This is a genomic window from Kitasatospora sp. NPDC001527 (assembly GCF_040298605.1).
Lineage (GTDB): Bacteria > Actinomycetota > Actinomycetes > Streptomycetales > Streptomycetaceae > Kitasatospora.
This window is the reverse complement of record NZ_JBEPAM010000003.1, coordinates 155,456-180,578: the sequence shown is the minus strand read 5'-3', so window position 1 is coordinate 180,578 and position 25,123 is coordinate 155,456. Positions and strand designations below refer to the sequence as shown.

The window sequence follows — 25,123 nt, the reverse complement described above, 5'->3', positions numbered from 1 at the left end:
GTTATGCCTCCAGGAGAAGTTGGGCGGATTCGGGGCGGCCGCGCTCCGGTGGCGTCACGGCGATTCCGATGATGCGGTGGCGGGCGGTCATGCCTTCGGGCCACCACAGATCGGTGATCTTGACGCGTGCGGTGGCGCCGAGCAGGGCGGGGCTGATCTGGCCGTCGAGGCGCACGGTGATCGAGGGCACGGTCTGCGGGGCGAGGTGGGCGGCGGCGTCCGCGCGGGCGTGCGCGTCGAGCGTCTCCTGCTGCTCAACGGTGCTGTAGTCGGCGGACCCGTCGAGCCTCGGCCAGCCCTCCGCGATGTCTGCCGAGCTGGTGACGAGCGGGGAGAGCAGCGGGTGCGAGTCGGCCGTCTGGTTGCGGTTCACGCTGGCGCCGCGGGCCTGCCAGACGTTGGCCTTGTTGGTGGCGTCGACGGGCCACGTGTACGCGAGGATCGGGCCCGGGCGGGTGAGTACCACCTCGTTCGCGCCGGCCTGGATCACCGGGTGGCCGAGCTGCAGCCGCTTGATCCGCCGGCCGGTGTCGGGGTCGCGGGTCGAGGCGATCCGCCACTCGAACCCCCGCTCGACGCGTGAGAGCTGCTCGACCAGGTCGCGGATGTAGGGCTGGTCGTACCGGCTGTAGAAGCGGTCGCGGCGCACCCCCGACAGCTCGCTGCCGGCCTCGATCCCGATGTCGCCCCCGGGCTGCGCCGCTGTGTAGGAGATGAGGTTGCGCACGATGTCGAACTGGTCGACCTGCTCGGCCTGGTGGGAGTCGAACAGGATTCTGTGACTGAGGTACGAATCCCAGGTGGCGGCCTGCAGGGCGAGGGAGAGCTCGCCGTGCTCGTCGCTGGCGAGGCTGGTGGTCCACAGGACGCCGCCCCACCAGATCGAGCCGGCCCGTTCGACCCACAGCGCGGTGCGGCCGGGAACGAGCGCGGCGCGGGCGCGGGCGGCGAGCTCGGCCGTGACCAGGTGCACCGTCGCCCGGAGCGAACCGGTCTTCCCGAGGAACTCGTCGAACGCGACGCCCCAGAGCGGCAGGACGTCGAGCAGCTGGTCGCTGCGCAGGTCGCAGATCAGCACGCGGTACGGGGTGTAGGGGGTGGCGAGAGGCGGCAGCTCGACCACCCCCGGGGGCCCGGGGCCGGTGGCCCTAGGCGGTCTCGTAGCTGAACTGCACGCGCATGCTGGCGCCTTCCCGGTTCCACCGGTAGCCGAGCTGTCCGGGGTTCATCCATTGCCCGTCGGGGGCGGTCGCCAGTACCTGCGCCCCGCCGTCGCCGGCGTCCACGACGGGCAGCAGCGCACGCCAGTACGTTTCTGCGTCGAGGTGGCGGCCGGTGCCTTGCCACCCGTGGGGCGCGCCGACGTCCGCGGACGCCACCGGGAGCGTCACCCTGATGTTCCCGGTGCCGAGCGAGCTGCCGGGGCCCCAGGTCAGCCACGCGACGACGTCGACGTGCCGGCCGATCCGGCAGTACCGGCCGCCGGCCGTCGCGTCGCCGTAGATGTCCAGCCCGGACCAGAACGGGGTGTACGGCACCCAACGGCCGAGCGGCGCCCACTGTGTACCGTCCCAGCGGTCCAGTCCGGTGGGTCCGTCGCGCCACTGGCCGACGTAACTGCCGAACGCGGGGCCGGTGTTGGGCACGATGCCGCCGAGCGCGGACGGGTAGGGCACCCATGCGGCGCCGGACCACCGCTCGACCCGTGTGCCGGTGTCGCGCAGCTGTCCGGCGTAGGCGCCCGGGTCGCTGCTCGCATCGGGGCGGATGCCGCCGGCGGCCACGGTGTAGACGCGTAGGTCCGTGACGGCGGTGGCCCAGGGGATGCCGCCGGTGCCGGCGGACGCGGCGACGGGCACCCGCACCGCCCACAGCGGAAGGGAGCACGAGGGGAGCGGCGCCGGCTTCGGGTCGGCGGCCGGGGTGCCCTTGAGGATCTCGACCGCTGCCAGAGCCTTTCCGCTCTGGTCGTAGAGCCCGTCGTAGACGTGCAGCAGGACGACGTCGATCCGGTCCCACTGAGTGTGGCCGGGGGCGAAGTCGAGCGTCTCGGGAAGGGTGAGGGTCACGGGGTAGGCGCCCTGCAGGGTGGTGCCCTGCACGATGGCGCGGCCGGCGCCGAGCTGCGCCTGCATGGGGGCGGTCGAGGTGAGCGACAGGGGGGTGCCGCCGGGGATCACTCCGGGGGCGGTGGTGGTCGCCCCGGTCGGGGTCATGGTGCCGACGGGGGCGAGTCGGGTATCGGTGCGGGTCTGCCCAGTGGGCGGGAGCCACGCGGCGCGCACGGGCACGGGAGTACCTCCTTACCAGTGGGCGTCACGCCAGCGCATTTCGGCGCGGGCGGCGGGGTGCGGGACGGTGTCGGGGGCGCCGGCGAACGCGAAGTCGCAGACTCCCGGGGGGACGACGAGGAACTGCTCGGGGGCCGAGCGGTCGGTCACGGTGTGGATGCGGGACGAGCCGGACAGGGTGACCGTGCCGGCCGCGCCGTCGACGACGAGCTGCTCGCCCGGGCCGAGCGTGATGTCGTACTCCCACCGCCGGCCGGTGCGCAGGTCGACGAGCGAAGGCAGCTCCACGGGCCCGGTGAACACCAGCACCGCGGGCGCGGGGGCCCGGCCGGCGTTGGTGGTGGTGATGATGCCGGTGGACCCGCCGGACCCGAAGGTGATCCCGTCCTCGGACGGCGGTAGGCCGCCGGGCGGGGTGGCGAGGTGCCAGTCGAGGCCGCGCTCGGCGGCCGCGTCGAGGTGCCAGTCGAGGCCCTGCTCGTCGATCGGCAGGCCGGTGTCGGCGTGCCGCTCGGTGAGGCCGTAGCGGCGGGGATCGGTCGCCTCGAACTGCAGCGAGCAGCCGGTGATGGTGCCGACCCGGTACCCCCGGCCGGTGGGCACCGACCACCGCAGGCACCGCGCCCACACCAGCAGCGGGCCGCGCTCGTCGACGCACACGACGAGCGGCAGCTCGTCGTCGATCGACGCTGCGCCGACCTCGAACGCGCCGACCACGGCGCCGATCCGGGCGGCCGGCGCCCGGATCACGATGTCCTCGACCGTGACCGTGCGCGGCTGCGCCCAGAGGGCACCCGGGTAGGCGCCGTGGCCGGCCGGGCGGTTGGTGGTGCCCGAGTCCCACGCGGGGGAGTCGGACCAGCCGCTCAGCTTCCGCCACCGGTAGGGGGTGCCGGGGCCGAGCAGGAACTCGCCGAACTGGATGTGCCCCGGCAGGGTGACGCGGTCGCCCGCCACAGCCTCACCCCCTCACCTTGAGCTCCCACCCGAGCGCGGCCGCGAGCTGCTCGGGAGACTGGCCACCGGCGTTGAACTGCTCGATGTGCAGCAGCGGGCCGGACGGCCCGGCGCCGGCCGTGCTGTAGGCGGTGGTCGGAAGCTGCGCGGCCACCGCGGGGTGCGGCGTGCGCGCGGCCGCCGCGAGGGCGGGGGTGTCCGGTACCTCGACCAAGTCCCGCATAGCGGCGGCGAGTTCGGGCTGCCCGCCTTCGATTCCCGAGACGATACCGGCGGGAATCCAGCGGCCAACCCGCTGTGCCATCACGCGCGACGGCGAGTGGATTCCCAGCGCCTTCGCAATCGGGCCCGGAATGAGATTCTTGGCCCAGCCCATCAGGGTGTCCTTGAGCCAGCCGCCCATGGACTGAATGCCGGACCACAGGCCGCGCACGATGTCGCGCCCCTTGTCGACTAGCAGTGAGCCGAGATTCCCGAGCCCTTCGGCGATGCGGCCGGGCAGCGCCTTGACGTCCGAGACGAGCCCGGACGCCTTCTCGGCCACGCCCGAGCGGATCGAATCCCAATGCTTGATCAAAAGTCCGACGAGAGTCCAGTTCAGGAAGAACTCGACGATGCGCCCGGGAATGCCACGGACGAAATCCACCGTTGCATTCCAGCCCGTGACGGCGCCAGACTTGATGGAATCCCAATGCTTGATCAGGAGCCCGATCAACGTCCAATTCAAAAACACATCGACGACCCAACCGGCCGCCGACTTCACAAAGCCGACGATCCAATTCCACGCGGCGGCCGTCGCGCTGCTGACGGTGTCCCAATTGCTGATCACCAGGGCGACCAGGCCGACCACGGCGGCGATGATCCACCCGACGGGCCCGAGCGCGATCACCCACGCGGCCGCCATGCGAGCGGCCTGCAGCAGGCTCTGTGTGCCCATGAGCACCCATGCCCTGACCACCCGGACGCCGGCCGCAGCGGCGGCGACGCCCTGCGCCGCCCAACCGGCGAGCATCTCCGCATTGGTGAGGAGGTAGGTTGCGCCGGTGCGCACCGCGGCCGCGCTCTGCGCGGCCCAACCGGCCACCGTGGTAGCGGTGGTGACGGTGGCCTGCACCCCAAGCGCGATGAGCGTGGGCAGCAGGACGGCGCCGATGATGCCGGCCGCGATGCTGAACGCGAGGCTGTGCTCGCCGACGAACTTGCGGGCGGTGTCGTACTTCGTGCCGAGCGTGCCGACCCAGTCGGCGGCCGCCATGAGGGCCGGCACCACCTTGGAGCCGAGCACCTCGACGGCGCCCTGCTGCAGGCCGCGCGTGAAGCTGGTCCAACGGGTGGACGCGTTGTCCCGCATGGTGTCGCCCGCCTTGGCGGCCGCGCCGTCGACGGCGCCGAGCCCTGCGACCGCGCTCGATGGGTCGAGCGAGAAAAGGGCTTTGGAAAGGTCCTCGGCCTGAGTTCCCAGAAGCGAGAAAGCGAGCTTGGAACGCTCGGACGGGTCCTTGACCTGCCGCAGCCGATCCATGATCTGATCAAGTGCGGCATTCGCCTCCGGCCCACCCTTGTTGAACGCGGCGGCCATCTTGTCCGCGTTCAAGCCAATGGACTTGAGCCCATCGGCAGCGCTGCCATCCTTGACCCGAATATTCAGTTCTTTGAAAGCGTCCGCGACGACATCAGCATCGCGCGCGCCCGCTTCCAGGCCCTGATGGATAAGGCCCATGGCCTGTTTTCCATCAATGCCCAGATCCCGAAACTGAGTCGGATATTCGTTGAAAGTATCTAGCAGGTCCTCGGCTTTATTTGCGCCGAGCTGAGTTCCCCTTACGAGAATGTCGAACGCTTCGTCGGCATCCTTGGCCATTCCCGTTTTGAGCATTTGCCCAACGGATTTGGCGACGGGGCCGACTTCCTCGCCGAGAATGTCGGCGACCTGCTGCGCGCGGCCGCCGACCTGCTGCAGCTGCTCGGCCGTCGCGTCGGCCGGTACGAGCCCTTGCTGCCACAGGTGTTGGAGAGCTTCGTTGGCGGCCTCGACGGACTCGGTGTATCCGCCGGTGAACAGCTTCCCGGCCGCCTTGCCGAGCCTCGCGGACTGCTCCGGGGTCGCGCCGAGTCGAGCCGCAAGGAGGTCGGTCCCCTTGTCCTGCTCGACGGCCTCGGACAGCCCGGCCATCAGGGCGGCGCCGATCGCGCCGCCGATCAAGGCACCCTTGACGGCCCCGAGCGCGCTGGTGATGCCGGAGCCTGCGCGCTCGGCGCCGCGCTCGGACTCCTCGGCGAGCTGCTCGCCGAGCTCGCGCCCGGCGGCCTGGCCGGCGCGGCCGGCTTCGTCCTCGATGACCTGCGCGGTACGGCGGATGCCCTGCTCGGTGCGGCGCAGCCCAGCCTCGGCCGGGGCGTCGTCGACGGTGATGGTGGCGAGCAGCTCGCCGACGGTGAGCGCCAACGCTGCTCACCCCCTCGCCGAGCGCAACCAACCGCGGATGATCCGCTGTTGGAAGCTCGTCGTGTTCGATCAGATGCAGCCCGCGCTCAGCCCTCGGCGGGTAGGCCCGTGATCGCGGCGATCTCCGCCGCCGTCGAGACGGTGCGGGGGGTGCGCGCCCACAGCTCACGGAACCGGGAGTCTTCGCCGAGCCCGCCGAGCAGGACCACGAACCGCCGCTCAGTGAGTGCGGCGACCTCGGCGGCGGTGAGGTGGTAGGTGCGGGTGAGGTCCGCCTCGACGGCGGCCCAGTGCGTCAGGACCGCCGCCCAGAGCCCGCCCGCCGCCGCCCCGTCTTCGCCCGGCGGGTAGCCCGGTTCGGGGCCGGCGGCGTCGGGGCTTTTCCCGCGGCCCCGTTCTGCTGGTCGTAGAGCTCGGCGGCGCGCTGCAGGGTGATGCTGCCGGGCCGGCGGACGGTCGCGGCCGCGTAGATGAGGACGATGCCGAGCTGCCGGTCGGTCATGCCCTGCTCGGCCCAGTGATCGAGGGCATCCTCACCCACCAGGGTTCGCAACATCGTCCGGACGTCGTCCGGGTCGTCGGATGCCTGCAGCCGCTCCATCTGCAGCGTGAACATCAACGGCAGGGCGTCCGGCAAGGTGTACGTCCGGCCGTAGAGCTGAAACGTTTCTGCAGGTCCGGTAGCGGCCTGCTCGGCGAAGAACGCATCGAAGTCCGCGAACCCCCCGGTGCCGGGCGGGTCCTGGTGGTCGAGGTCGAGCTCGTCGTCGGTCACGAGCCACCCCCGGCCGGCGGCGGGGTCACCGCGGTACTCGACGGCTTGCCACAGCGGGTGATCGTCGCGCTCCAACTGGTCTTCTCCGTGGTCCCGCCGCCCTGCTCGCCGGGCGACACGGTCGCGTCCCACACCACCCACGCGGTTTGGGTGCGGTGGCGCCAGCGCACGGGGTTGTGGGACTCGGCGCCGAGACGCGGCGTCCACTTCTCGTCGACGTATGCCTGCCCGGGGTCGCGCGCGCCGGTCTTGTCGGCGGCGTACTTGGACTCCAGGGAGATGGACGCGCCGCGCTGCATGATGTCCTGCGAGTAGTGGCCGTCGTCGTCAAAGCTCGTGATGTCCTCCACCTCTTCGTTCTCGCCCGGCGAGTGAGAGAAGGACGTCAACAGGCCCACACGCAGCCATGTCTCGGTGCTGGCCGTCAGGTCCTGCACTTCGAAGATCCAGCCTCGGGCGTCGATCGGGCGCGGGCTTCCGGTGGTCGCCATGGGGTCACCTCCTAGGTAGGTCGGGGGTTGAGCGCCTCGACGTCGAGGCGGAAGTTCGTGGTGTGCTCGTGCCGGCCGGCGGCGTCGACGCCGAGCGGGGCGGGGGTCTGCTGCGCGATGCACAGCACGAGCCAGATCCCGCCGGGCAGCTCGACTCCGGCGAGCCCGTGCAGGGCGGAGAAGATCGCTTCCGCGCGGGCGCGGGACACCCGCGGGTCTGCGGTGCCGCGCACCCGCACCTGCAGCGACCGCTCGTCCCACGCGTTGAGCGGGTCAGGGGTGCCGGCGCCGTAGAGGGAGAGCTGCACCGCGCGGTCGGGCGCGGGCGGAAGGAGCTCGATGAACGTGTCGCCCTTGACGCCGGTGGGGTCGTAGGTGAGCAGGCCGGCGGCCTGCAGATAGCGGGCCAGGGAGTCGAGGACGTCAGCCACGCAGCGCCCGCCGGACCGCGGCCGCGATGATCTGCTCGACCGCCGCGGCTTCCTCGGCGGCTGGCCGCTCCAGGAACTTCGCCGTCCGGCCGGCGTCGTGGCGGGCGTTGAGGTCCTCGTGAACCCTGGTGGCGTAGGGGGTGTCGTAGGAGACTGCGGCGGTGAGCTGCTGCTCGTCGACGGATGCGACGCCGGAGCGCGCGAGGGTGCCCTCTTCGATCGGCACCACCTCGCGGGAGACCTGCAGCAGGTGCTCGGCGGCGGCGAGCAGGCCGCGCGCGGCGCCGGCGCGCTCGGCCCGCAGGACGGCGTCACCGGTCCACTCGATCCGGGCACGGGGGCGACTCATTCGCAGGTCACCTCCTTGTGCGCGGGCACGGGCAGGCCCGGCGCGTCGATGGTCGAGACGGTGATCGGCACGGTTGTGCGGCCGGTCGGCAGGGTGATCCGGGAGCCGGCCGGCACGTCGGTGTCGAGGTCGAGCACGACCTGCGCCGAGCTGACGACCTGCCGGCCATCCGGGGCGCGCACGAGCCGCGCCGACTCGGACACCAGGGCGGGCACGTCGTCGAGGGGCGGGCCGTAGATGGGCCCGTACGCGGACTCTCCGACGTACGGCTCGATCACGATGCGGTGGCGCAGAAGCCACCGGGGGACGCGGGTCACCATGGGGCGCCCACCCCGTGACCGGTGAGCCCGGCCTGCTGCAGAGCCCGCAGCGCCCGGGGGGCCAGGTCGAGCGCGCCGGCCGGGGCCGAACTGCTCGCCGAGAGGCTGATCGAGCCGGCACTCACGCTCGACCAGCGCGCGGCCGCGCCGGTCCCGTCCTCCCCCGCGGCGACTTGGTATTCGACCTGAGCGCACGCGGCATCGGCCAGCGCGGCGACGTGCTCGGGGCGGGTAGGGGCGCCAGCGGAGTCGACGGGATAGCAGGCGGTGAGCAGCGCGGCGTCGACATCGGCGGACGCGCGGGCGAGCAGCCGCTCGGCGTCCGCCGGCGCGGGCCGGCCCAGCCACGCAGCGAGCTGCGCGGGGGTGGCGTAGGTGAATGCCACGACGCCCACCCCCGATCACCGGGACGGCGCGGGCGGCGCCGCCCCTTCCTTGGCGCGGCTGCGCCCCTTCGTGGTGGCGGGCGGGGGCGGCGGGCCGTCGCCGGTCGAGCCCTGCTCGTCGGTGTCGTCGAGCTGCTCGACCTCGTAGCCGTGCCGCAGGAAGTACAGCCGGGCCCCGGCGCCGAGTTCGTCGATGGTGGCCCGGCCGTTGGTGAAGTGGACGCCGGCAACCGGGCCGTCATCCCCGTACGGGGAGGTGATCGCGTACATCACTGCACCTTGACGTTCCGCAGCACCGCCGCGGCCCGGGTCGCCTTGAGCACGGTGGCCACCGGCCCAAGCTCCACCTCGCCCACCTTCACCGCACCAGCCCGCTCGAAGTCGGGCAGCCACTGCCGGACCAGCTTCCCGCTGGTGGTGGTCACGCCGTGGAAGCCGTCGATCCCGAGCCGGACGGCGTAGATGTCGGACAGACCGGTGATCTGTCCGCCGGGGCCGGCGCCGTCGACGTCGCGCGACTCGATCGGGATGACGGGGTTGTTGCTGCCAGCGACCGCGCCCAGGTCGACGAACGGAATCCCGTTGTAGGACTCGACGGTCTGCCCGAAGCTGTTTTCCGTGCGGCTGTAGTAGCCGGCCCGGCGGGCGAGCGAGCGCACGCGAGAGATCGTCTTCTTGTTGCCGAGCAGCGCAGACGGGACGCCGTCGAGCAGCCCGAGGAACTCGTCGAGGACGTCGAGCGCGTTGTGAACCTTGGCGGCGTCGGCGCCCAGGGTGGTGCCGGTCCAGTCGAGGGAGGCGCCGGCGCCCATCTCGGTCACGGAGCCGGCGAGCGCCTTGTCGAGGCCGTCGAACCCCTGCTCGGCGCCCGGGGTGGTGACCCGCTTACCGGTGATCACCTGCTCTGAGAAGAAGGCGTTCGCGGCCTTGATGGTCTGCAGCATCTGAAAGTTGACCTCTGCAGACGCGGCCGGGCCGAGCTCGGCGATCGTGCGGTCGATCTCGAAGGCGCCGCCGAGCGGGGACAGGTCGACGCTGTAGCGCTGGCGCTTGGCCTGCCCCTTGGCGTACTCGGTGTTCAGCGGCCGGAAGGCTGCGCCGCGCTCGGTAACGAGCCGGGTGTAGCCGTAACTGAGGGTCGCGCCGCCGCCGGCAGGGTTCACGGCGGCGTCCCAGATCATGTTGTCGAGCAGCCAACTCGACTTGGCGAACTCGTCGATCACCTGCAGGTCGACGGCGTCCTGCGTGTTGAGCTTGGCGTCAGCCAGCGTGATAGCCACGGGGCGGCCTCCTTACTTGGCGAGCCGCGCCGAGATCGCTTCGAGCAGCGACGCGGGTTCGGTACGGGTGGTGGGGGCGCCGCGGAACTCGCCGCCGGACCGGGCCGGCGGGGCGCCGGCGGCGCGGTAGAGATCGGGGTCGGCGTCGACCGCCGCGGTGATCGCGGCCGTGAGCCGCTCGCCGAACTTCGGGTCGGCCGGGTCGAGGTCGGCGACCGCGGACGCGAAGCTGCGGGAGTTGAGCAGCCGGTCGGGGCGCGCGCCGGCCGCCTCGGCGGCCTGGTGGGCGGCGAGCTCGACCCGCGCGGTGCGGAGCTGGGCGCCGAGCTCGGCGAGCTGCCGGTCGCGGTCCGCGACGGCGGCCGCGAGCTGCGCCGGGTCGGAGTCCGCACCGGCCCCGGCGTCGGGGTTGATGGCCTTGTTGATGGCGTCGAGGGCGGCCTGCAGCTGGTCGCGCTGGGCGGCCGCGTCGGTGGCCTGCTGCTGCGCTTCGGCGAGCTGCTCGGAAGTGGGGCCGGCCGGGGCCGGCGGCGCGGGGGGCGGCGCGGCCGGAGCCGGAGCGGGGGCGGCCGGGTCGGTGGGGCCCGGGGCGGCCGGGTCGCCGGTCGGCGTGCCGGTGGGGCCGGTGTCGCCGGAGCCCCCGAGGATGGGCCAGATCGGGCGGCCGTCGCGGCGCAGCCCGACGGCCTGTAGCCCGGTGCGGGGGTGGATGGGAAATGCGTTGGTGGGCAAGGTAGTTGGTCCCTCCGGGCCGTGAGCGGAAATGGAAAGGCCCGTCCCCCGGGTCGGGGTACGGACCTTGGCGGGAACGGGCGGCGCGCTACGGCGGCGCGGTGAGCGGGCGGGCGGCGGCGTAGCCGCGCACCCATGCGGAGCGCAGCAGGCTGTCGCGCGGGTGGGGGCAGGCGGTGATCGGCTGTCCGGCGCGGGCCGCATCGCGGCCGGCCCGGGTGGCGCGCACGACGTCGGCGCGGAACCCCAACTCCTCACCCCCCTAGAACCTGTTGGAGATGTCGGCACCGGTCTTACGGGCGGTGTCGGCGGCGGCCGAGCGCACGCCGGTGAGCTGCTCGGTGTACTCGGCGAGCGTGGTCCGGGGGGACACCTCGGCCCAGTAGCGGCGCAGTTCCTCGGACGCCCGGGCGTAGGCCACGTGCGCCGGCCCAGAGAACAGGCTCAGGGGGTCGACGCCGTCGAGTTCGGCCCGTTTGGTGAGCAGCACGCCGCGGCACCACTCTTCGGCGTCGAGCCACTGCGCATAGACGTACTCGTCGTACATCTGCCGGACCTGCTTGGCGGTGAACGCCTGCCGGTTCCCGGCCTCGGCCCACTCCCGTTCGGCGAGCCACCGCTCGGCCGCCGGAAGGCGGTCCCACGGGTGTTCGTCGGGCGCGGCATCGACCCACGACCAGTCGTCCATCCGGGAGCCCGGGCGCAGCGCCTCGTCGACCGCGGCCCGGTCGGCGAGCTGCGCCTCGACTCCGCGGCCGGTGGCGGCCGGCGGCGGGTCGAGCGGGTAGCGGCGGTCAAGCTCGGCGGCGATGCGCTCGGCCCCGTCGGTATCGGTGTAGCGCAGCGCCCACCCGAGCCGGTCGTCGGCCACCTGCGAGAGGTCCGCCAGCAGCCGGCCGCCGGGGAACAGCTCGGCGAGCAGGGCCCGCCGGTCCGCCTCGGCGGCCAGGGCGGCGAGCTCGTCGCCGGTAGCGTGCCGGGCCCGCTCGGCGAGCTGCCGCTCGGACAGCGCGATCAAGTCGCGCCGGGCGCCGGGCAGGGCGGCGTCGATGTCGCGCCGGTCCAACTCGACTGCCACCCGCAGCACGCCGGCGTCGCTGAGTAGCGGCAGCACGCGGGCGAGCTCGTCATCGCTGAACTCGACCAGGTGCTCAGCCACCCGGCCGCCGGGCCGCACGCGGTCGAGCAGGGCCTGCTCGTCGCGCCGGTTCGCTTCGGCCTCGATATTGGCGCGGTCGCGCTCGTCGAGGCTGCCGTGCCGCAGAGCGGCGCCGAGCTGCTCGTCGCTCATCTCGGCTGGCGTCCGGTGGTCGCCGGCGCGCACCTTCGCGGCCTCGACCGCATCCGGCGGCGCCGGGCGGCGCGGCTCGGGGAGGTTCCCCGCCCCCAGCTGCTCGCGGTACCTGAGCCGCTTCAACTCCGGGTTGGCGGTGAGATGGTCGCGCATCCGGGCCTGCCAGTCCCGCACCCGCTGCTCGGCAACCTGCCGGGCCTCGGGTGTCGCGGCCGCCGCAGCGCGCTTCTTGTACTTGCGGATCTGGCGCTCGATCGCGCGCTGCCTCTGGCCTGCCTCGTACCCGGTGCCGTCGGACAGCTCCGGCGGCTCCGCGACGGTGACGCCCGGGGTGTAGGCGCTCAACGAGTGCCGGCAGTTGGGGTGTTGGAGTCCGGCACGGCGGGCCTGCTCGACGCTGCCGGCCACCCGCACGCGGACAGTGCGGCCGTCGTCGACGGCGTGCTCGACCTCGATCTCGCGCGACCCGTCCGGGCCGTCGAGCGACAAGATCCGCCCTTCCCACTTGCGGCAGAGCGGGCACTCGCGCGGCGCGGTCGACACCTTGACCAGCTCGACGCCGGCGGCGCGCAGCCGGTCGGCCTGCCCCTCGACGGCGGCCCGGCCGACGGCCGTTCGCACGGCCATCTCGGCGTAGCTGGTCATCTGCCAGGACCGGCCGGACTTGTCAACGAAGCTTCGCAGGCCGCGGTCGGCGAACCGCTCCATTGCCCGGGCGGTGGCCTGCCTGCGGGTGTCGATGCCGAGCAGAGGCGTACCAGCTACCTCGCTGATCACCTGCCGGTATCCGTCCTCGACGCCGCGCAGGATGCCGCGATGGGTGGCAGTGACGAGCTCGACGGCTTCCATGGCGAGCCGGTCGACGGCGCGGCCGGCCGGGGTCGACTCCGCGATGCGCGCGGCGTCGACGTCGGCCAGAGCGCCGAGCTCGGCGAGCCCGGTCCGGGCACCGCGGTTCCATGCCTCGGCGACAACGTCGTGCACTTCGGTGGTCATGGCCGTGCTGAGCGCGTCAACGACGCCCTGCGCCGCGCGCCGCAGCGGCTGCACGTCGGCGAGCTTGGCGACGGCCCACCCAGGCGCTTCGAGGCCGTCGGCGATCTGCCGGGCGACGATGCCGAGCAGGCGCTGCTCGGCGTCCTCATACAGGGCGCGCACGCGGTCGGTGAGATCCTCGGCCATCCACGGTGACACAGCCATCGGCGACCACCTCCTGAAAAGTCGAGCGGGGGAGGCGCCGTATCAAGGACAATCGGGCCGAAGCGGCCCGATTGGATAGGAGAAGCACGTGGAGGATCTAGGTACGGAGTGGCGACTGCTTAGCCAGGAGGCTGACCTGTCGGCGCAGTCGATCGGTATCGGGTTGACGTATATGCGGAAATCGAACCGTGGCGAGCCGGGGCTCTATTATGGCGCGTTCTTCAACTATACGATCGGCCTAGAGCGCCTAATGAAGCTCACGCTTCTTATAAGTCACCGGGTGAACTTTGGGGCGTTTCCGGAGTCTGCAGGCTTTAAAAAGGAGTATGGACATGATCTTCGGAAGTTGCTGAATGCGGTGCAGGGTGCTCGATTTGTAATGGAGCAAGGTCGTTTCAGGTGGGAGTTTCCGGCTTCGCCTCTAGTGGGTGTCATTATGGAGATTCTTGCCGATTTTGCACAGTATGACCGGTATCACGGCCTGGATGTTCTCACTGGCTCGCCCAAGGCCAAGCCGATTGACCCGATTGCGCGGTGGTTTTCTGAGGTGGGGATGCCATTGCTGGCTGAGCGGCCGGTGCGACATAACTCAAAGAATGAGCGAGATGTCGACTTTATCAACGAAATGCTTCGACGCGACGCGGCATACGTCGTCGCATTTTCAGAGATGGGCGATAGGCTGTCAACGCTGGGCGATGTCTTTAGGGGTGATCGAGACTCGGAATATGTCGCGAAGCGAGCCACTTTCCTGTGTGCTGCCATAGTTCGCTATGTTGTCGAGACTCTCTATCTCCTCAATGAAGATGCTCGCGCCAAGGGGGTTGAGCTTCCTCACTTTGATGAATTCTTCCCTGCATTCTATAATGACGACGAGTACTTGAAATCCAGAAAGGCATTCACTCGGCGATAATGAGGCGCCACAGTTGTCATCGGCGTGTATCGACCTGGTCGACCTCGCCTCGGGTACCCGCCAGCTAGGCATGGGCTCACAAGCCTCATCCCGCACCAGGGATGCTGTCAGTGCAAGCCGCTACCGTCAGTGCATGACGCATGCGCCCACTGACTTCAAGCTTGGACAGATCGGCACCCGTCCCGAGATCTGTGCTGTCTACGGTGGAAGCCGCCACAGCGGCGGGATTGTGCCGTCCCGGAAGCCCAAGAACGTGACGCTGTTCTCCGATCACGAGGTCGGCCACCAGTTCGGCTACCACGACGGTTGGCTCGCCGAAGAGGACGAGATCGGCCCCGTCTTCGAGTACACCGGAGCTGGAAAGAAGGGCGACCAGACGTTCGGTGGTGACTACGGCAAGGGCAACTCGGCCGTACTCCACCACGGCCGGGACGGGCGCACGCTTCGCCTGTTCGTCGCAGTCGGAACCGTGGAGGGCACCGACACCAAGCTGCACCGGTACGTCGGCGCGTTCGAGCTCGACAAGCGCACGCCCTACGTTGTCCGCGAGGGCCTCGACGAAGACGGCCTGCGCCGTCGAGTGATCGTCTTCCGTCTCCGTCCGGTCGGCACGGTCCAGCACGAGCCAGAGGACGAGATCCCCCCGGCGGAGACCACCGTTGCCCGCCTGGTGCCGGCAAACACGACCGAGAGCAAGCTCGTCGAACCCGAGAAGAACACCACGAAGGAGACCAAGCGGGCAGCCGTCCCGGAGACGATCGCCAAGCGCCGCGAGGGCGAGCTCAGCGACGCATTCGAGGCCCACCTCACCGCGCTTGGACACGAGGTCCGCCGCTTTCAGATCCGGATCAAGGGCAAGACGGGAACGCTGCTGTCCGACCTGTACGACGTCACGGGCCACGTGCTGTACGAGGTAAAGGGCACCCACCGCCGGGAGGCGGTCCGCATGGCGCTGGGACAGTTGCTCGACTACAGCCGCTACACCCGCACCGACGACCACCCGGAGCCGCCGCGGCGTGCCGTCGTCCTTCCGGGGCTTCCCGACGAGGACCTGCGGGAACTGCTCGCCGAGCACGAGATCGTCGTCGTTCGTCCCTCGGGCGAGACCTTCCTCGGAGTGCCGTCCTCGCTCAACTGACGAAGTCGGGTACCGGGTCGGGCACGGCCTGCCCGGTCTCGGCGTGGATGCGGGCTACCTCGGCGGCGACTGCGTCGGCATCCCACTCCGGATTCACCATGCGGACCTTGGTCTCCGTGCTGACGGCCTGAGCTTGGTCGAGCAGGGAGAGCGTCTGTGCCTGCGCCTGCGGGTCCGGGGCGACCGCTGGCCCGAAGGCGACGACCGGCCGCTCGGGGGTGAGCCGGGAGAAGCCGAGCGCGCGGTCGAGTTGCAGTATGGCCTCGACGATGTCGGCGACGGCCGGGGACGCATAGCTGATCTTCGCTGCGCGGGTCACCATGCTGTCGTGCCCGCGGGCCAGGGTCTCCGTCGCGGTGACCGGCGGGCCGCCGTCGAGCCCGAAGGTGGACGGCGAGTATCCGGCAGCCTCGACGATCTGTCGCACGAGCGCGTCGGACGTCGACTTGTGCTCTGCAACGCGGATGGCGAACTGCGACATGGTGATGCCGGCGCCCGTGTCGGTCGGCGGGATGTCCAACGCCTGCCAGACTTCCTGGTCGTCGTCGAAGCTGGCACCGTTGCCGGGGCCGCGGTTGCGCAGGTAGCCGGCGGGAACGATGAGGCGGGCGCGGGCGAGCCGGATGTCGCGCATCCACGATGTCCACACCTCGTCGAGCGCGTCGCACATGTCGCGTGCCGGTCCCTGCAGGTCGGATCGGCCGAGCGGGCTTCCGCGGTGGGTGCGGTTGGGGCCGATGTTGGGCCAGTAGGCCGCGGTGAGACCGGGGATGCCGGTCTCGATCGCGCCGGACGGGCCGAGACTGTCGACGACCGCGGCCGTGGTCGGGTGCTCCGTGAGGGGCACTCGGCGGCCGATGTTGTCGGTGGTGCCCTCGTAGAGGGCGTGCTCGATTCGGCCGCGCTCGTGCCTCTCTAGCCGGCGCAGCACGGTCGAGCCGCGCCGCTCCAGCTCTTCCCAGCAGGTCAGGGCGATCAGGTGCCCGTAGCGCACTTCGGGCAGGGCGGCGTCGTGGTGCACGGTGGTGAGCAGCGGGCGGGGGCCGATCTCGGCGTCCCACGCGGCGACGAGGTACACGCCGCCGAGCGCGGCGGACACCTCGGCGGCTTCCAGCAGGGTCCGCTCGGCGCGCGTGCCGAGCAGCTCGTCGAGGCGGGTCTGCAGGGCGGTGTCGGCGACGGTCAGCCGCGGGGGCGAGCCCATCAGCAGGGAGGCGGAGCGGCGGGCGACGTCGGCGGGCATGGGGATGTGCAGGCGGGACTCGCGGCGGTCGGGGGTGGACGTGCGGTCGCGCCCCCACAGCCGGCTCCGGCCGTCGCGCCGCCGGGTCTGGCCCTGGTAGACGGCGGCGAGCCGGCGCGGGTCGCCGGAGTACCACGCGTCATCGACCGCGATCTCGGCGAGCTCGGGCGCCCAACGGCGCGGCGGCCAAGGCGCGTTGACTTCAGGCAGCGGCATCGGCGCTCACCTCCTCCACCAGTAGATCGGGGACCAGGTGGCGCCACTCGGCGGCCGTGGAGTGCACCACGTACCGCAGCGCGTCGCACGAGTGGTCGTTGACCTTGAGCGGGCGGTCTTCGCCGGCGGCGGTCCCGGCGGGGTCCCACACGTAGCCGGGCAGTTCGGAGAGCAGGCCCTCGCACGAGCGGTGCACGAGCAGCAGGTCGGCCGCGAGTGCGGTCGACGTCGAGCGGATGCCGTCGAGCACCTCGTTTCGCGCCCGGGCGACTCCGGGGTGCCCGTCCTCCCAGAGCTGGGCGAGGAAGGAAGCGGCCGACGGGTCGAGGAACGTCCACTCCGGGTCGACGCCGAGCCCGGCCAGCCAGCCGCGCAGGGCTGCGCTGTACTGGGCATCGGTCATCTGCCGGCGCTTCTGTCGACTGTCGTATCGCCACTCCGCGCATGCGTACAGCCGGCCGTCTTCGCCCAAGCCAAGCAGGATCGCCGAGAAAGGATTCGACGTGCCGTAGTCCACACCGAGCCAGTGCCGGAGCATGGGCGGCAGCTCGTCGACGACGTGCTGCTGCTCGTCCCAGCAGTCATAGATCGAGCCCTCGGCGACCACCCACGCGCCGTCGATCATGCGCCGGCGCCACAGGCCGACGTACTCGGCGTTCAGCGACCGGACGTAGGCCGGCGACAAGCTCGGATTGTCGTGCAACCCGAAATGCCAAGCACGCAAGTCCAGTTGGCCAGCGCGGTCGAGGTACCCGGTCCGCAGCCAGTGCCGCGGCGAGTCCGGGTTGGTGGTGGCCAGCACGCGCGCGCCGTCGATGGACAAGCGGGCGAGCAACTGCACCCAAAAAGCCTCGGGCAGCAGCGTCGCCTCGTCGACGTACGCCAAGTAGGCCGTCAGGCCGCGCAGTCGACCCTCGGCCCTGGCGTCGCTCGCGCCAATCAGGTGGACCGTGCGGCCCAGGATGACGGCGGTGGTGGCGCCGCGGGTGTGCCGCACCTGCCCGGCGGCGACCGGTCCGAACAGCGTCGTGTCGCCGAGCGGCTCCAGCACGTTGCGCTCGATCGTCTGCAACGACTTGCCGCAGACGATGATCAGCCCGAACGGCGGCGCCTCCGCGACGGCCAGCAGGAACGCCAGCAACGAGGCCACGGTCTTGCCACTCCGGACGGCGCCGTGCCAGATGTTGATGCGGGCGGTAGCCCGGGCGACCGACCGAAGTTGCTTGCGGGAGAGGGGGAGATCGGGAGCGGGGGCGAGCACGGCTCACCCCCCGTCGGTGGCCGCCTCGTCCTCGTCGGCGAAGGCGGACCGCAGGCCCCGGGCAAGATCGGTGAGCATGCTGCGCACCTCGTGCCCGGACGTTCCGGCGTCGATCTCCGCCAGTCGCGCCGCGCTGGTCAGATAGCCGCCGATCGCCTGCGAGTGGTGGCGCTCGTCCTGCGCCGGCGGGTCGTCGCTGACGACCTCGACCGTGTCACCGGTCGGCAGCAGCTCAACGCGGGTGTAGGTGTCCGCCTCGACGCGGTCGAGGTTGGACGCCGCCCGCCGGTACAACCGGGCCGTCAAGTCCCGGCGCAGGGCGGCGAGATCCTCCTGCCGGGCCGCGGTCGCCGCAGCCGTCCGGGCGCCGCCCGTGAACGCCAACCCCAACTCCGCAGCGATCTTCGACACGGTCGAACTGCTGCGCCCGATCTGCTCGGCAATCGCGTTGCGGGACAGGCCGTCGGCGTGAAGGCGGCGCACCTGCTCGCGGTCCTGGTCGGTGATGGGTTCGCGCACCGGGCATCACCTCCAACCGTCGGCAGTAGCCGTTAATCAAAGGCAGAATGCAAAGTCACTTGGCCAAGTCAGTTTACAGAAGTTCTGTATATCTTGCTTTTGATGATTTTTAAGGCTGCATGCCTTCGATTGGCCAATTGTATGAGGCTTTGTCCAGGTTGCCTCGCGGGGTGGGCGGCTGGATCGGTCTTCGAACCTTTCCACCCCCGCACTTTGCGTGGGTCGGTGCTCCTGGCGTGCTGGGACACTGGTGGAGGAGCGGCGCCGCCCATCACTCGGTCAGCGAGGAAAGGGTGCTCTGTGGGAAGTGTGGAACAGCGGCGGCGTGCTGCGCCGACAGGGGGAGGCTGGACGCCGGCAGAGGTGATCGAGCTGACTCGCTCGGCGTTGGCGGCCGGTGTCATGGTTGTGATCCTCGTGCGGCACCCGCAGCTTGATGCGGCCGCGATGACGCTGTTGGGTACCGGTTTCGCGGCGATCGCCGTTCCGGTGCGGCGCGGCGGGCGCCGGTAGGAACAGCTGCGGCCCGCCACTCGGGGGGTGTGGCGGGCCGTCGGCCAGGTGTTCCGGGCACGCCGGAAGCGCCTCCAACTCTAGGTCACAGATCGATAACGGCGCAAGGGGTTAGCTGCGGGCCCACTCGACGACCGCGGCGGCGTCCATGTCGGGGCTGGGGCGGCCGGCCCAGGCGAGCACGCGCGCGGCTTTCGCCTCCTCGTCGTGATCGGCGAACACCTCCTCGACGACGGGCCCGGGCTGCTGCCCGGGCCCGTCGTCGAGGGTGTGCCCATGGTCGCGCAGCCTGCCCGGGGCGTGGCCCGTATCGGCTCGCGCCTGTCGATCGCCAGCGCGACCATGGAAGAGAGATGGGGTCACCTGCGGCTCGGTGGGTGGCGTTGTCAGTGGCCAGCAGCGCGGAGGTGTTTTATGGATCCCGTCCTTGCGGCGATGGTCCTGGCTGCAGGTGTCTCGCTCGCTCAGCTCTGGCTCAAGTTTGCCTCTCGGAAGCCGCATCATCAGAAGTGGCATGCCTTGAATTTAGAGGATGCGATCTGGTGGATTGATTGGGTGGTAGCGGCATCTGTGGCGCTTGTGGCGCTACTCGTTATCGCCGCGCATGAGCATAAGGCGGTATCGGTCTCGCAAGTGATCTGGGCTTCCGTGACGCTCCTTGCAGGCTACAGTATATTGCCGCTTAGCTTCCGAGTTATTTGTTATGAAAATGGCCAGATCAAAGGTTGGCCGTATGCGGCCGTTATGAATATGACTGGTATGACATTGCTCCTGGGCTCGGCGGCGGCGGGGGCGAGTGTCAATGGGTGGTGACCTGCTCTACCGGGACTGTGGTGGCAGTAGCCATGCGGCGAGTTAGAAGTGGCCGGCGGTCGGCGCCGCGGATCGTTGTGGGTGCTCCGGGGCGCGCGAAGCGGGTTGCCGCATGGATCGGCGTTCTTTTCGTCTTCTGCCTGAGTTTGATTTCTACTGCCATTGCCTTCGGTGGCGGGACGGCTGTCGCGATAGTTTCCGTAGGGCTGAGCGTAGTTCTCATCGTGATGATCCGGGTGCGTCGCCGGTCGAGGTTCGTTGACTATTTGAGGGAGCGGGAGGAAATTGAGCGGGCCCAGCAAGATTATTTGAATCGCAAATATTAGCCGGGTGGGATTTGCGGGCTGGCGAATTAGGTGCAAGCAAAATCGCCCCAGTGCCTCCTTCTCATAATCACCTGGTGTGGCGTGATACGGGCTGGTCTAGAGCAGCGAGCAGCTCGACGAGCTCGGCCCCGACCCACGACCGGCGGCCGCGCCGGTCGAGGTCGACGGGGGCCGGGCAGGGGCGGCCGGTGGCGCAGGTGACGCTCGGGGCGGTGCGCGGGTCGGTGTGCAGGGTGAGTTCGCCAGAGCACCACGGGCAGGGCCGGCCCTCGATCACGGTCTCGCTGCGGTTGAGCGCGAGCGCGCCGAGCGCGAGGTGCTCGGCCTGCCCGGCGACGCGCACCGCCTCGTGCGCGAGATGCTCGGGCAGCAGGCCGAACAGCGCCGGCCCCAGGGTGCGGGAACCGGCGCGCTGCTCCGGAGTGGTGTCTTCGCCGAGCAGCCTGCCCTCGATGTAGAGCGCGGCCCAGTGCAGGCCGTGCCGACGGCTCCCGGGGTCGGTCGGGCTCGCGTAGTGCCATCGGCGGGGGTCGGACGCGTCCGCCTCGTCGACGGCCCACACGACCGGCCGGCCCGGGGTGGAGACGGGCCGGTGCTCGATCGGCCGCTGCACCGCGGCGGCGAGCGTGTCGGCAGTGTCGAACACGAGCCGCTCGACGCGCACCGCGGCGTCGAGGGCGGCGAGGTTGGCGGGTGCGGGGTGCTGGCGCAGGGTGAGCGGCACGCGGTCGTCGACGAGCAGCTCGACGTCGTCGGCGGCCTGCTGGGCGAGGTGGGTGGAGAGCTGGGCGGGCGGCCAGACCGGGGCCGGCGCGGTCTCGATCACGACGAGCAGCGCGCCCCAGTGTGCGCGCACGGTGCGCAGCTGCTCGACCGCCTGACGGATGCGGGTGGACGGGTACACGGTGCGCTCCCAAGTAGGTTGTTCAGGTGGTGAGTTGGTGAGCCCGGGCGCCCCTCTGTCGTGGAACGGGGGCGCCGGGGCCCGGTCTAGGTGGCCGACCGGTCGGCCGGGAGCAGGGGGGGAGTCGGCGGTGTTCACCACGACGTCCACCTGCAGGCCGGCCGCGGCGAGCTCGACGGCGGCGCGGCCGCGGGCCAGCGCCCACCCGTCGAGCAGCTCGGCGGCGAGCAGCTCCTCATAGGCGGCCCGGTCGTCGACGGTCGGCAGCGCCACGGCGTCGAGGCGCTCCCGCAGCAGGGCGAGCTCGGCCTCGACCGCCCGGCCGCGCTGCGCCCGGGCCAGGGCCCGGCGCAGGGCGAGCAGTCGCTGCCGGGCGGTGCGGCGCAGTCGCAGGTAGCGGCTGCTCCACTCGGCGCACCACTCCCGGTATCGGGCGAGCTCGCCGATCCCCTCACGCAGCAACTCGGCCTCACCGGGCAGCAGGGCGCCGCGTGCGGCCCGGTCGTCCAGGTGCAGCATCCGCTCGACGTCCGCCCGGTCACCGGGAGCCGCGCTCACGGGATGTCCCGCGGGTCGAGGACGTAGGCGACGACGAGCCGGCCCTCGACGGGGTCGAGGAACAGGTCGGCGTCCGCCGCGGGACGGCCGGCGGCGCGCAGCTCGGCGACCACGGGCAGGGACGCGGGGAAGGGCAGGGCACGCTCGGCGCGGGTCTCGTGCACGAGGTATCGGGAGGGCAGGGCAGGCACTGTGTGTGACCTTTCGGAAGGGGCGGCGCGGACACCCGCGCGCATGGGGGGTGCATCGACCGGTCGCGGCGCAAGGATCATCGAATTCCCCTACAGCGAGCGACAGTTCGGGCCCGCGGACGGCCGCCGTCGCGCGGGATCGGAGGCTGCACCATGAGGGCCTCGACGGCGGCGAGCTCGACGGCCCGCTGCTCCTCGCGGCGTCGCTCGGCGAGCAGCTCGGCCTCGACCCGGCGGGCGCCGAGCTCGGCCTCACGACGGGCCCGCAGCAGCGCCGGCCCGTCGAGACGCTCGATCGCGCGCCACCGGCCGTACCCGAGGGACTCCTCGCAGAGCACCACGGCGCCGGCCGCGGCGTACTCGCGCGCCACCCGCCGGAACTGGCGGCGGTCGGACGACTCGAACAGGGCCGGGCGCCGCGCGTGGCCCGGCCACGTGGCGGTGAGCCGGTAGGCGGACACGGGGATCGGGTGACGGGCACCCGGGCGGTGGCGGGATTTCACGCGGCACTCTCCTGTCGGCGGCCGGCGGCGGCCTTGTCGGTGCGGGTCGGGTGGACGGTTCGGCGCCTCGACCAGGTGCCCGCCTGTGCGCCGGGCGCGAGGGTGCGCCGCCGGCACGGCTCACCGGCCGGCGCGTGGCACCAGTCGCACGGGACGGCCAGCGCATCCGGGCGCCCGGCGGCGGCCGCGGCCTCCCGCGCCGCCCGCACCGGCCGGTACTCGGCGAGCTGCTCGGCGGCGGCCGCGGGCAACGCCCGGCCGATCCGGGCGGCCACCGAGGCGGCCGGCCCGCCGGTCAGCTGCCGCGTGCTGGTCGGCGCGGCCTGCCCGGTGGCAACCGCCGTGCGCTGCTCCCGGATCGCGTCCCGGTAGGCGCGGTCGTCGTCGGGGTCGACGGCCGGGCGGGGGTCGGTGTGCCGGGCGAGCAGGGTCCGGCGGTGCGTGGCCCACGGCCGGGCGACGTCGGCCGCAATGATCGGCCACGGCGACGACGCGATGTGTCGACGGACCACCGCCGCGGCGTCCCACCCCTCGACCGCGACGGCCGGCACGTCCTGCAGCAGCTCGCACCACCGGCGAAGCTGCGCCGCGGCTTCCTCGGCGTCGGCGTTGGCGTTGCGGGGGTCGAGCTCTCCGGCGTAGGCGAGCAGCGCGGCCACCTCGGCGGGGTTCATCGGGCACCCCCGCGGGCCTGCAGGTCGTCGAGCGCGGCCTGCAATAGCGCGGCGTTCCGGTTGGCCGGTGGTGAGGGGCGGGAGGCGCCCCCGGGTACGGCCCGCAGCGGCGGGCGGCCCGTCGGGCGCTCCCGGCCGATCCACTGCTGCCAGTCGGCGCGCCACTGGGCTGGGGTGCGGGCCGGCGCAGTCGCCCGGTGCCGCGCCCACTTCAGCGTGGCGTGGTCGAGGCCGTCGGGCCCGAGGCGCTGCAGGTGGCCGGAGACCGCGGCCCACCCGAGCAGCTCGTCGTCGGGCTGCCAGTCGGCGGGCAGAGAGATCGCAGCAGGACCACCCGCGGCCGCAGAGCCCCCGCGCGGGCGCGCGCTCCACTGCTTCCCTCCCGTTCCACTCTCGTTCTTCTGGTTCTGGGGGGCAGAATCTGCACCCCCCGCCCCGCAGGAACTGCACCCCCGCCCCGAAGAATCTGCACCCCCGGGGGTGCAGTTCTCGCACCCCCCATCGGCGGGGGCGGAAGAATCTTCCTCTCCCTCGACGGCGGCGCCGGGCGTCCAGCCGACGGCCTTGGGAAGGCGGTAGACGCGGGCGCCGTAGGGGCCGCGGCGGCCCTCGACGAGCTGCAGCTCGCCAAGCCGGATGGTGGCCTTGATCGCGTCGCTCACGGCCCGTTCCGACGCGTTGGTGCGCGCGGCGAGCGTGCGGGTCGACCCGAAGGCGACGCAGGACTCACCGGCGCGCTCGGCCAGGGCGAGCAGGACCAGGCGGGCCGTGCCTCGGGTGTCCGAGCACTCCCACACCCACTCACGGGCAAGATGACTCAACGGGGTTCCCTCCCTTGGGTGTTGGGCGTAGATGGGGGATCGGCGCGGCCGGAGGCAGCGGCGGGGGAGTGGGCGGCGCAGCGCGGCCCACACGGGTACGGGCGGGCCGGCCTGCCGCATGGGCCCCGGCCGGCACCGCAGAACGGACTCACGAGCCGTCGGCGAGCGCGTCGAGCTGCCCGGGCACCGGGTCGACGACGGCCTCGACCACCGGCCGGCGCCGCGGTCGCGGGCGCACCGGCGGCGGGGTGGTCGGGTACGGCTGCGCGCTGCCGTCGAGGGCGAGCTGCACCGGCCGCTCGACCCGGCCCTCGACGGCCGGCCGCGCGTTCACGAGCCGGCCCTCGACGGCCCGGCGGCGGTCTGCCGGCCGATCCGTGCGATCAGATCGAGGTACCACCGCGGCTCACCCGCCGCCCGCGCCGCGCGCCACAGGCCGCGCACCTGGTCGACGTCCGGCGCGCTGGTGGCAGCGGCCAACCACCACCGCCGGCCAGTCATGATCCGTACTCCAGTTCGATTAGGTGTCGACCGGCGACCGTGCGCTCGGCGAGCTGCTGCAGCCGGCGGCCGAGCTCGGCCGCTGCCCGGTAGGACAGGTCGGCGGCGAGCAGGCCGTCGGGCCCCGGCAGCTCGTCGACCAGCGCGGCCCGGCGACGCAGCAGCGCCCCGCCGCGGCGGCGCCGGTGGGCCCAGCGCAGCAGCGCGCCGCGCACCCCGGCCCGGGCCCGCGCGCGGGCGGCATCCAGTGCGGCGCCCGACCAGTCGAGGGCGACGTCGTCGGCGCACGGGTCGGCCTTCCTGGCGCGGTGGTGGTCGGCGGCCGCGGCGAGCTCGCGCAGCAGCTCGCCGACGAGCTGCTCGTCGGCCGCGTAGGCGAGCGCGACCCGGTCGAGCAGGCGCTCGGCCCCGTCCGTGACGTCGAGGCGGACGGTGTACCCGTCCGGGTGCAGGTCGGCCCGGATCACTGGGCACCACCACCGACCACCGGCGGCCGGCGCTGGTCCCCAACGAACCGGGCGTACACCCGGTGCTCCCCGTCCACGGTCCGCGAGACCGCCTGAAACAAACCGGCTGGTCCGTAGGCGGCGAGCTTCGCCGAACGGATGGCCTGCGCCGCACTCGCCGCACGCGCAATGGTGGTGGCGCGCTGGACGACCGCCCACTCACCCGGCCGGGCCCGAAGCGCCGCCGCAATCCGGCTGTGCTTGGACTCCGCCGCCGGCGGGGGCCCGAGAAACTCCACCACGCCTGCTGCGGCCGTCGAGGCGTTCATGCCGCCACCCGGCCGACGGAGCGCTGCGACGATGCCTGTTCGGTTGCTAGCCGCTCAGCGCGTGCCCTCAGGACGTGTGGGCCGAGGATGCGCGCGACGATCGAGAGCTGCTCGGTCGTGGGATCGGGCCACCCCTGCACCTGAGCCGGCGGGGTGGTGTGGTCGAAGTCAGACATCAGCTCCCCCTCTACGCTGTTGTAGAACGAAGACAGCAGGGAGTGAAGCCGCGCCAGATGCGCCAACCGAGCTGTCTTCGTTTTGAGACAGTTACGACCGTAGGTCGGCTGATTCTGCACGTCAACGAA

Annotated in this window: 33 protein-coding genes; 4 read left to right on the top strand and 29 right to left on the bottom strand. The window is 71.8% G+C overall.

The features are described from left to right. Window position 1: 1 nt before the first annotated feature. The 16 genes from ABT238_RS04445 to ABT238_RS04370 form a co-directional block, all read right to left on the bottom strand. Window positions 2-1,123 (bottom strand): hypothetical protein, encoded by a 1,122-nt coding sequence (locus tag ABT238_RS04445; protein ID WP_350755511.1) that lies wholly within the window; start codon window positions 1,121-1,123, stop codon window positions 2-4. Between the two features lie 25 nt (window positions 1,124-1,148). Then, window positions 1,149-2,216, bottom strand: a complete 1,068-nt coding sequence (locus ABT238_RS04440; protein ID WP_350755510.1) for a hypothetical protein — start codon at window positions 2,214-2,216, stop codon at window positions 1,149-1,151. An 87-nt stretch (window positions 2,217-2,303) separates the two neighbouring features. Beyond that, window positions 2,304-3,248: a phage tail family protein gene (locus ABT238_RS04435; protein WP_350755509.1), complete on the bottom strand. Its 945-nt coding sequence runs from the start codon at window positions 3,246-3,248 to the stop codon at window positions 2,304-2,306. 4 nt (window positions 3,249-3,252) lie between these two features. Further along, window positions 3,253-5,694: a phage tail tape measure protein gene (locus ABT238_RS04430; RefSeq protein WP_350755508.1), complete on the bottom strand. Its 2,442-nt coding sequence runs from the start codon at window positions 5,692-5,694 to the stop codon at window positions 3,253-3,255. An 86-nt stretch (window positions 5,695-5,780) separates the two neighbouring features. Continuing rightward, window positions 5,781-5,903: a hypothetical protein gene (locus tag ABT238_RS04425; RefSeq protein WP_350755507.1), complete on the bottom strand. Its 123-nt coding sequence runs from the start codon at window positions 5,901-5,903 to the stop codon at window positions 5,781-5,783. Between the two features lie 86 nt (window positions 5,904-5,989). Next, window positions 5,990-6,469 (bottom strand): hypothetical protein, encoded by a 480-nt coding sequence (locus tag ABT238_RS04420; protein ID WP_350755506.1) that lies wholly within the window; start codon window positions 6,467-6,469, stop codon window positions 5,990-5,992. Further along, window positions 6,466-6,960 (bottom strand): phage tail tube protein, encoded by a 495-nt coding sequence (locus ABT238_RS04415; protein ID WP_350755505.1) that lies wholly within the window; start codon window positions 6,958-6,960, stop codon window positions 6,466-6,468. The genes ABT238_RS04420 and ABT238_RS04415 overlap by 4 nt, the downstream gene beginning before the upstream one ends. A gap of 11 nt (window positions 6,961-6,971) precedes the next feature. After that, window positions 6,972-7,391 (bottom strand): minor capsid protein, encoded by a 420-nt coding sequence (locus ABT238_RS04410; RefSeq protein ID WP_350755504.1) that lies wholly within the window; start codon window positions 7,389-7,391, stop codon window positions 6,972-6,974. Further along, window positions 7,384-7,740 (bottom strand): hypothetical protein, encoded by a 357-nt coding sequence (locus ABT238_RS04405; protein ID WP_350755503.1) that lies wholly within the window; start codon window positions 7,738-7,740, stop codon window positions 7,384-7,386. Before ABT238_RS04405 ends, ABT238_RS04410 begins: the two co-directional genes overlap by 8 nt. Then, window positions 7,737-8,060 (bottom strand): hypothetical protein, encoded by a 324-nt coding sequence (locus ABT238_RS04400; RefSeq protein WP_350755502.1) that lies wholly within the window; start codon window positions 8,058-8,060, stop codon window positions 7,737-7,739. Before ABT238_RS04400 ends, ABT238_RS04405 begins: the two co-directional genes overlap by 4 nt. Next, window positions 8,054-8,446: a hypothetical protein gene (locus ABT238_RS04395; protein ID WP_350755501.1), complete on the bottom strand. Its 393-nt coding sequence runs from the start codon at window positions 8,444-8,446 to the stop codon at window positions 8,054-8,056. The genes ABT238_RS04400 and ABT238_RS04395 overlap by 7 nt, the downstream gene beginning before the upstream one ends. A gap of 15 nt (window positions 8,447-8,461) precedes the next feature. Beyond that, window positions 8,462-8,716 carry a hypothetical protein gene (locus tag ABT238_RS04390; RefSeq protein WP_350755500.1) on the bottom strand — a complete coding sequence of 85 codons (255 nt, stop codon included), beginning with the start codon at window positions 8,714-8,716 and terminating at the stop codon, window positions 8,462-8,464. Next, window positions 8,716-9,726 (bottom strand): major capsid protein, encoded by a 1,011-nt coding sequence (locus tag ABT238_RS04385; protein ID WP_350755499.1) that lies wholly within the window; start codon window positions 9,724-9,726, stop codon window positions 8,716-8,718. Before ABT238_RS04385 ends, ABT238_RS04390 begins: the two co-directional genes overlap by 1 nt. A 12-nt stretch (window positions 9,727-9,738) precedes the next feature. Then, a complete protein-coding gene (locus ABT238_RS04380; protein WP_350755498.1) occupies window positions 9,739-10,458 on the bottom strand; it encodes a hypothetical protein in 720 nt (239 codons plus the stop codon). A gap of 88 nt (window positions 10,459-10,546) precedes the next feature. Next, on the bottom strand, window positions 10,547-10,708 hold the full coding sequence (locus tag ABT238_RS04375) for an Rmf/CrpP fold protein (protein ID WP_350755497.1): 162 nt from the start codon (window positions 10,706-10,708) through the stop codon (window positions 10,547-10,549). 12 nt (window positions 10,709-10,720) lie between these two features. Further along, complete coding sequence (locus ABT238_RS04370) at window positions 10,721-12,952, bottom strand: phage minor capsid protein (protein WP_350755496.1); 2,232 nt, start codon at window positions 12,950-12,952, stop codon at window positions 10,721-10,723. A gap of 88 nt (window positions 12,953-13,040) precedes the next feature. Between ABT238_RS04370 and ABT238_RS04365 the strand changes: the two genes are divergently transcribed. Together ABT238_RS04365 and ABT238_RS04360 are read left to right on the top strand one after the other, a co-directional pair. Beyond that, window positions 13,041-13,862, top strand: a complete 822-nt coding sequence (locus ABT238_RS04365; protein ID WP_350755495.1) for a hypothetical protein — start codon at window positions 13,041-13,043, stop codon at window positions 13,860-13,862. Between the two features lie 133 nt (window positions 13,863-13,995). Further along, window positions 13,996-15,000, top strand: coding sequence for an SRA domain-containing endonuclease (locus ABT238_RS04360; RefSeq protein WP_350755494.1), 1,005 nt, complete (start codon window positions 13,996-13,998; stop codon window positions 14,998-15,000). Here ABT238_RS04360 and ABT238_RS04355 read toward each other — a convergent pair. Genes ABT238_RS04355 through ABT238_RS04345 form a run of 3 tightly spaced genes read right to left on the bottom strand, consistent with a single transcriptional unit; the run spans window position 14,993 to window position 18,239 of the window. Continuing rightward, on the bottom strand, window positions 14,993-16,459 hold the full coding sequence (locus ABT238_RS04355) for a phage capsid protein (RefSeq protein ID WP_350755493.1): 1,467 nt from the start codon (window positions 16,457-16,459) through the stop codon (window positions 14,993-14,995). The genes ABT238_RS04360 and ABT238_RS04355 overlap by 8 nt on opposite strands. Further along, window positions 16,446-17,720, bottom strand: a complete 1,275-nt coding sequence (locus ABT238_RS04350; RefSeq protein ID WP_350755492.1) for a PBSX family phage terminase large subunit — start codon at window positions 17,718-17,720, stop codon at window positions 16,446-16,448. Before ABT238_RS04350 ends, ABT238_RS04355 begins: the two co-directional genes overlap by 14 nt. A gap of 3 nt (window positions 17,721-17,723) precedes the next feature. Next, entirely contained in the window at window positions 17,724-18,239 is a 516-nt protein-coding gene (locus ABT238_RS04345; protein ID WP_350755491.1) for a helix-turn-helix domain-containing protein, read from the bottom strand. 363 nt (window positions 18,240-18,602) lie between these two features. Here ABT238_RS04345 and ABT238_RS04340 point away from each other — a divergent pair, with 363 nt between their 5' ends. Together ABT238_RS04340 and ABT238_RS04335 are read left to right on the top strand one after the other, a co-directional pair. Next, entirely contained in the window at window positions 18,603-18,752 is a 150-nt protein-coding gene (locus ABT238_RS04340) for a hypothetical protein (protein ID WP_350755490.1), read from the top strand. 414 nt (window positions 18,753-19,166) lie between these two features. Continuing rightward, a complete protein-coding gene (locus ABT238_RS04335) occupies window positions 19,167-19,565 on the top strand; it encodes a hypothetical protein (protein ID WP_350755489.1) in 399 nt (132 codons plus the stop codon). Between the two features lie 393 nt (window positions 19,566-19,958). Here ABT238_RS04335 and ABT238_RS04330 read toward each other — a convergent pair whose 3' ends face one another. From ABT238_RS04330 to ABT238_RS04285, 10 genes are all read right to left on the bottom strand, one after another. Continuing rightward, complete coding sequence (locus tag ABT238_RS04330; protein WP_350755488.1) at window positions 19,959-21,353, bottom strand: hypothetical protein; 1,395 nt, start codon at window positions 21,351-21,353, stop codon at window positions 19,959-19,961. Continuing rightward, window positions 21,350-21,517, bottom strand: a complete 168-nt coding sequence (locus ABT238_RS04325) for a hypothetical protein (RefSeq protein ID WP_350755487.1) — start codon at window positions 21,515-21,517, stop codon at window positions 21,350-21,352. The genes ABT238_RS04330 and ABT238_RS04325 overlap by 4 nt, the downstream gene beginning before the upstream one ends. A gap of 104 nt (window positions 21,518-21,621) precedes the next feature. After that, the gene (locus ABT238_RS04320) at window positions 21,622-22,047 is read right to left on the bottom strand and encodes a hypothetical protein (protein ID WP_350755486.1); all 426 of its coding nucleotides are present in this window, start codon (window positions 22,045-22,047) and stop codon (window positions 21,622-21,624) included. Next, the gene (locus ABT238_RS04315) at window positions 22,044-22,721 is read right to left on the bottom strand and encodes a zinc finger domain-containing protein (protein ID WP_350755485.1); all 678 of its coding nucleotides are present in this window, start codon (window positions 22,719-22,721) and stop codon (window positions 22,044-22,046) included. The genes ABT238_RS04320 and ABT238_RS04315 overlap by 4 nt, the downstream gene beginning before the upstream one ends. Next, window positions 22,718-23,542, bottom strand: coding sequence for a helix-turn-helix domain-containing protein (locus ABT238_RS04310; RefSeq protein WP_350755484.1), 825 nt, complete (start codon window positions 23,540-23,542; stop codon window positions 22,718-22,720). The genes ABT238_RS04315 and ABT238_RS04310 overlap by 4 nt, the downstream gene beginning before the upstream one ends. Before the next feature lie 148 nt (window positions 23,543-23,690). Then, window positions 23,691-23,876, bottom strand: a complete 186-nt coding sequence (locus tag ABT238_RS04305; RefSeq protein WP_350755483.1) for a hypothetical protein — start codon at window positions 23,874-23,876, stop codon at window positions 23,691-23,693. Further along, window positions 23,873-24,043 (bottom strand): hypothetical protein, encoded by a 171-nt coding sequence (locus ABT238_RS04300; RefSeq protein ID WP_350755482.1) that lies wholly within the window; start codon window positions 24,041-24,043, stop codon window positions 23,873-23,875. Before ABT238_RS04300 ends, ABT238_RS04305 begins: the two co-directional genes overlap by 4 nt. Beyond that, on the bottom strand, window positions 24,040-24,510 hold the full coding sequence (locus tag ABT238_RS04295; protein ID WP_350755481.1) for a hypothetical protein: 471 nt from the start codon (window positions 24,508-24,510) through the stop codon (window positions 24,040-24,042). Before ABT238_RS04295 ends, ABT238_RS04300 begins: the two co-directional genes overlap by 4 nt. Further along, the gene (locus tag ABT238_RS04290; RefSeq protein ID WP_350755480.1) at window positions 24,507-24,818 is read right to left on the bottom strand and encodes a hypothetical protein; all 312 of its coding nucleotides are present in this window, start codon (window positions 24,816-24,818) and stop codon (window positions 24,507-24,509) included. The genes ABT238_RS04295 and ABT238_RS04290 overlap by 4 nt, the downstream gene beginning before the upstream one ends. Next, window positions 24,815-25,114, bottom strand: a complete 300-nt coding sequence (locus ABT238_RS04285) for a hypothetical protein (RefSeq protein ID WP_350755479.1) — start codon at window positions 25,112-25,114, stop codon at window positions 24,815-24,817. Before ABT238_RS04285 ends, ABT238_RS04290 begins: the two co-directional genes overlap by 4 nt. Window positions 25,115-25,123: the final 9 nt, after the last annotated feature.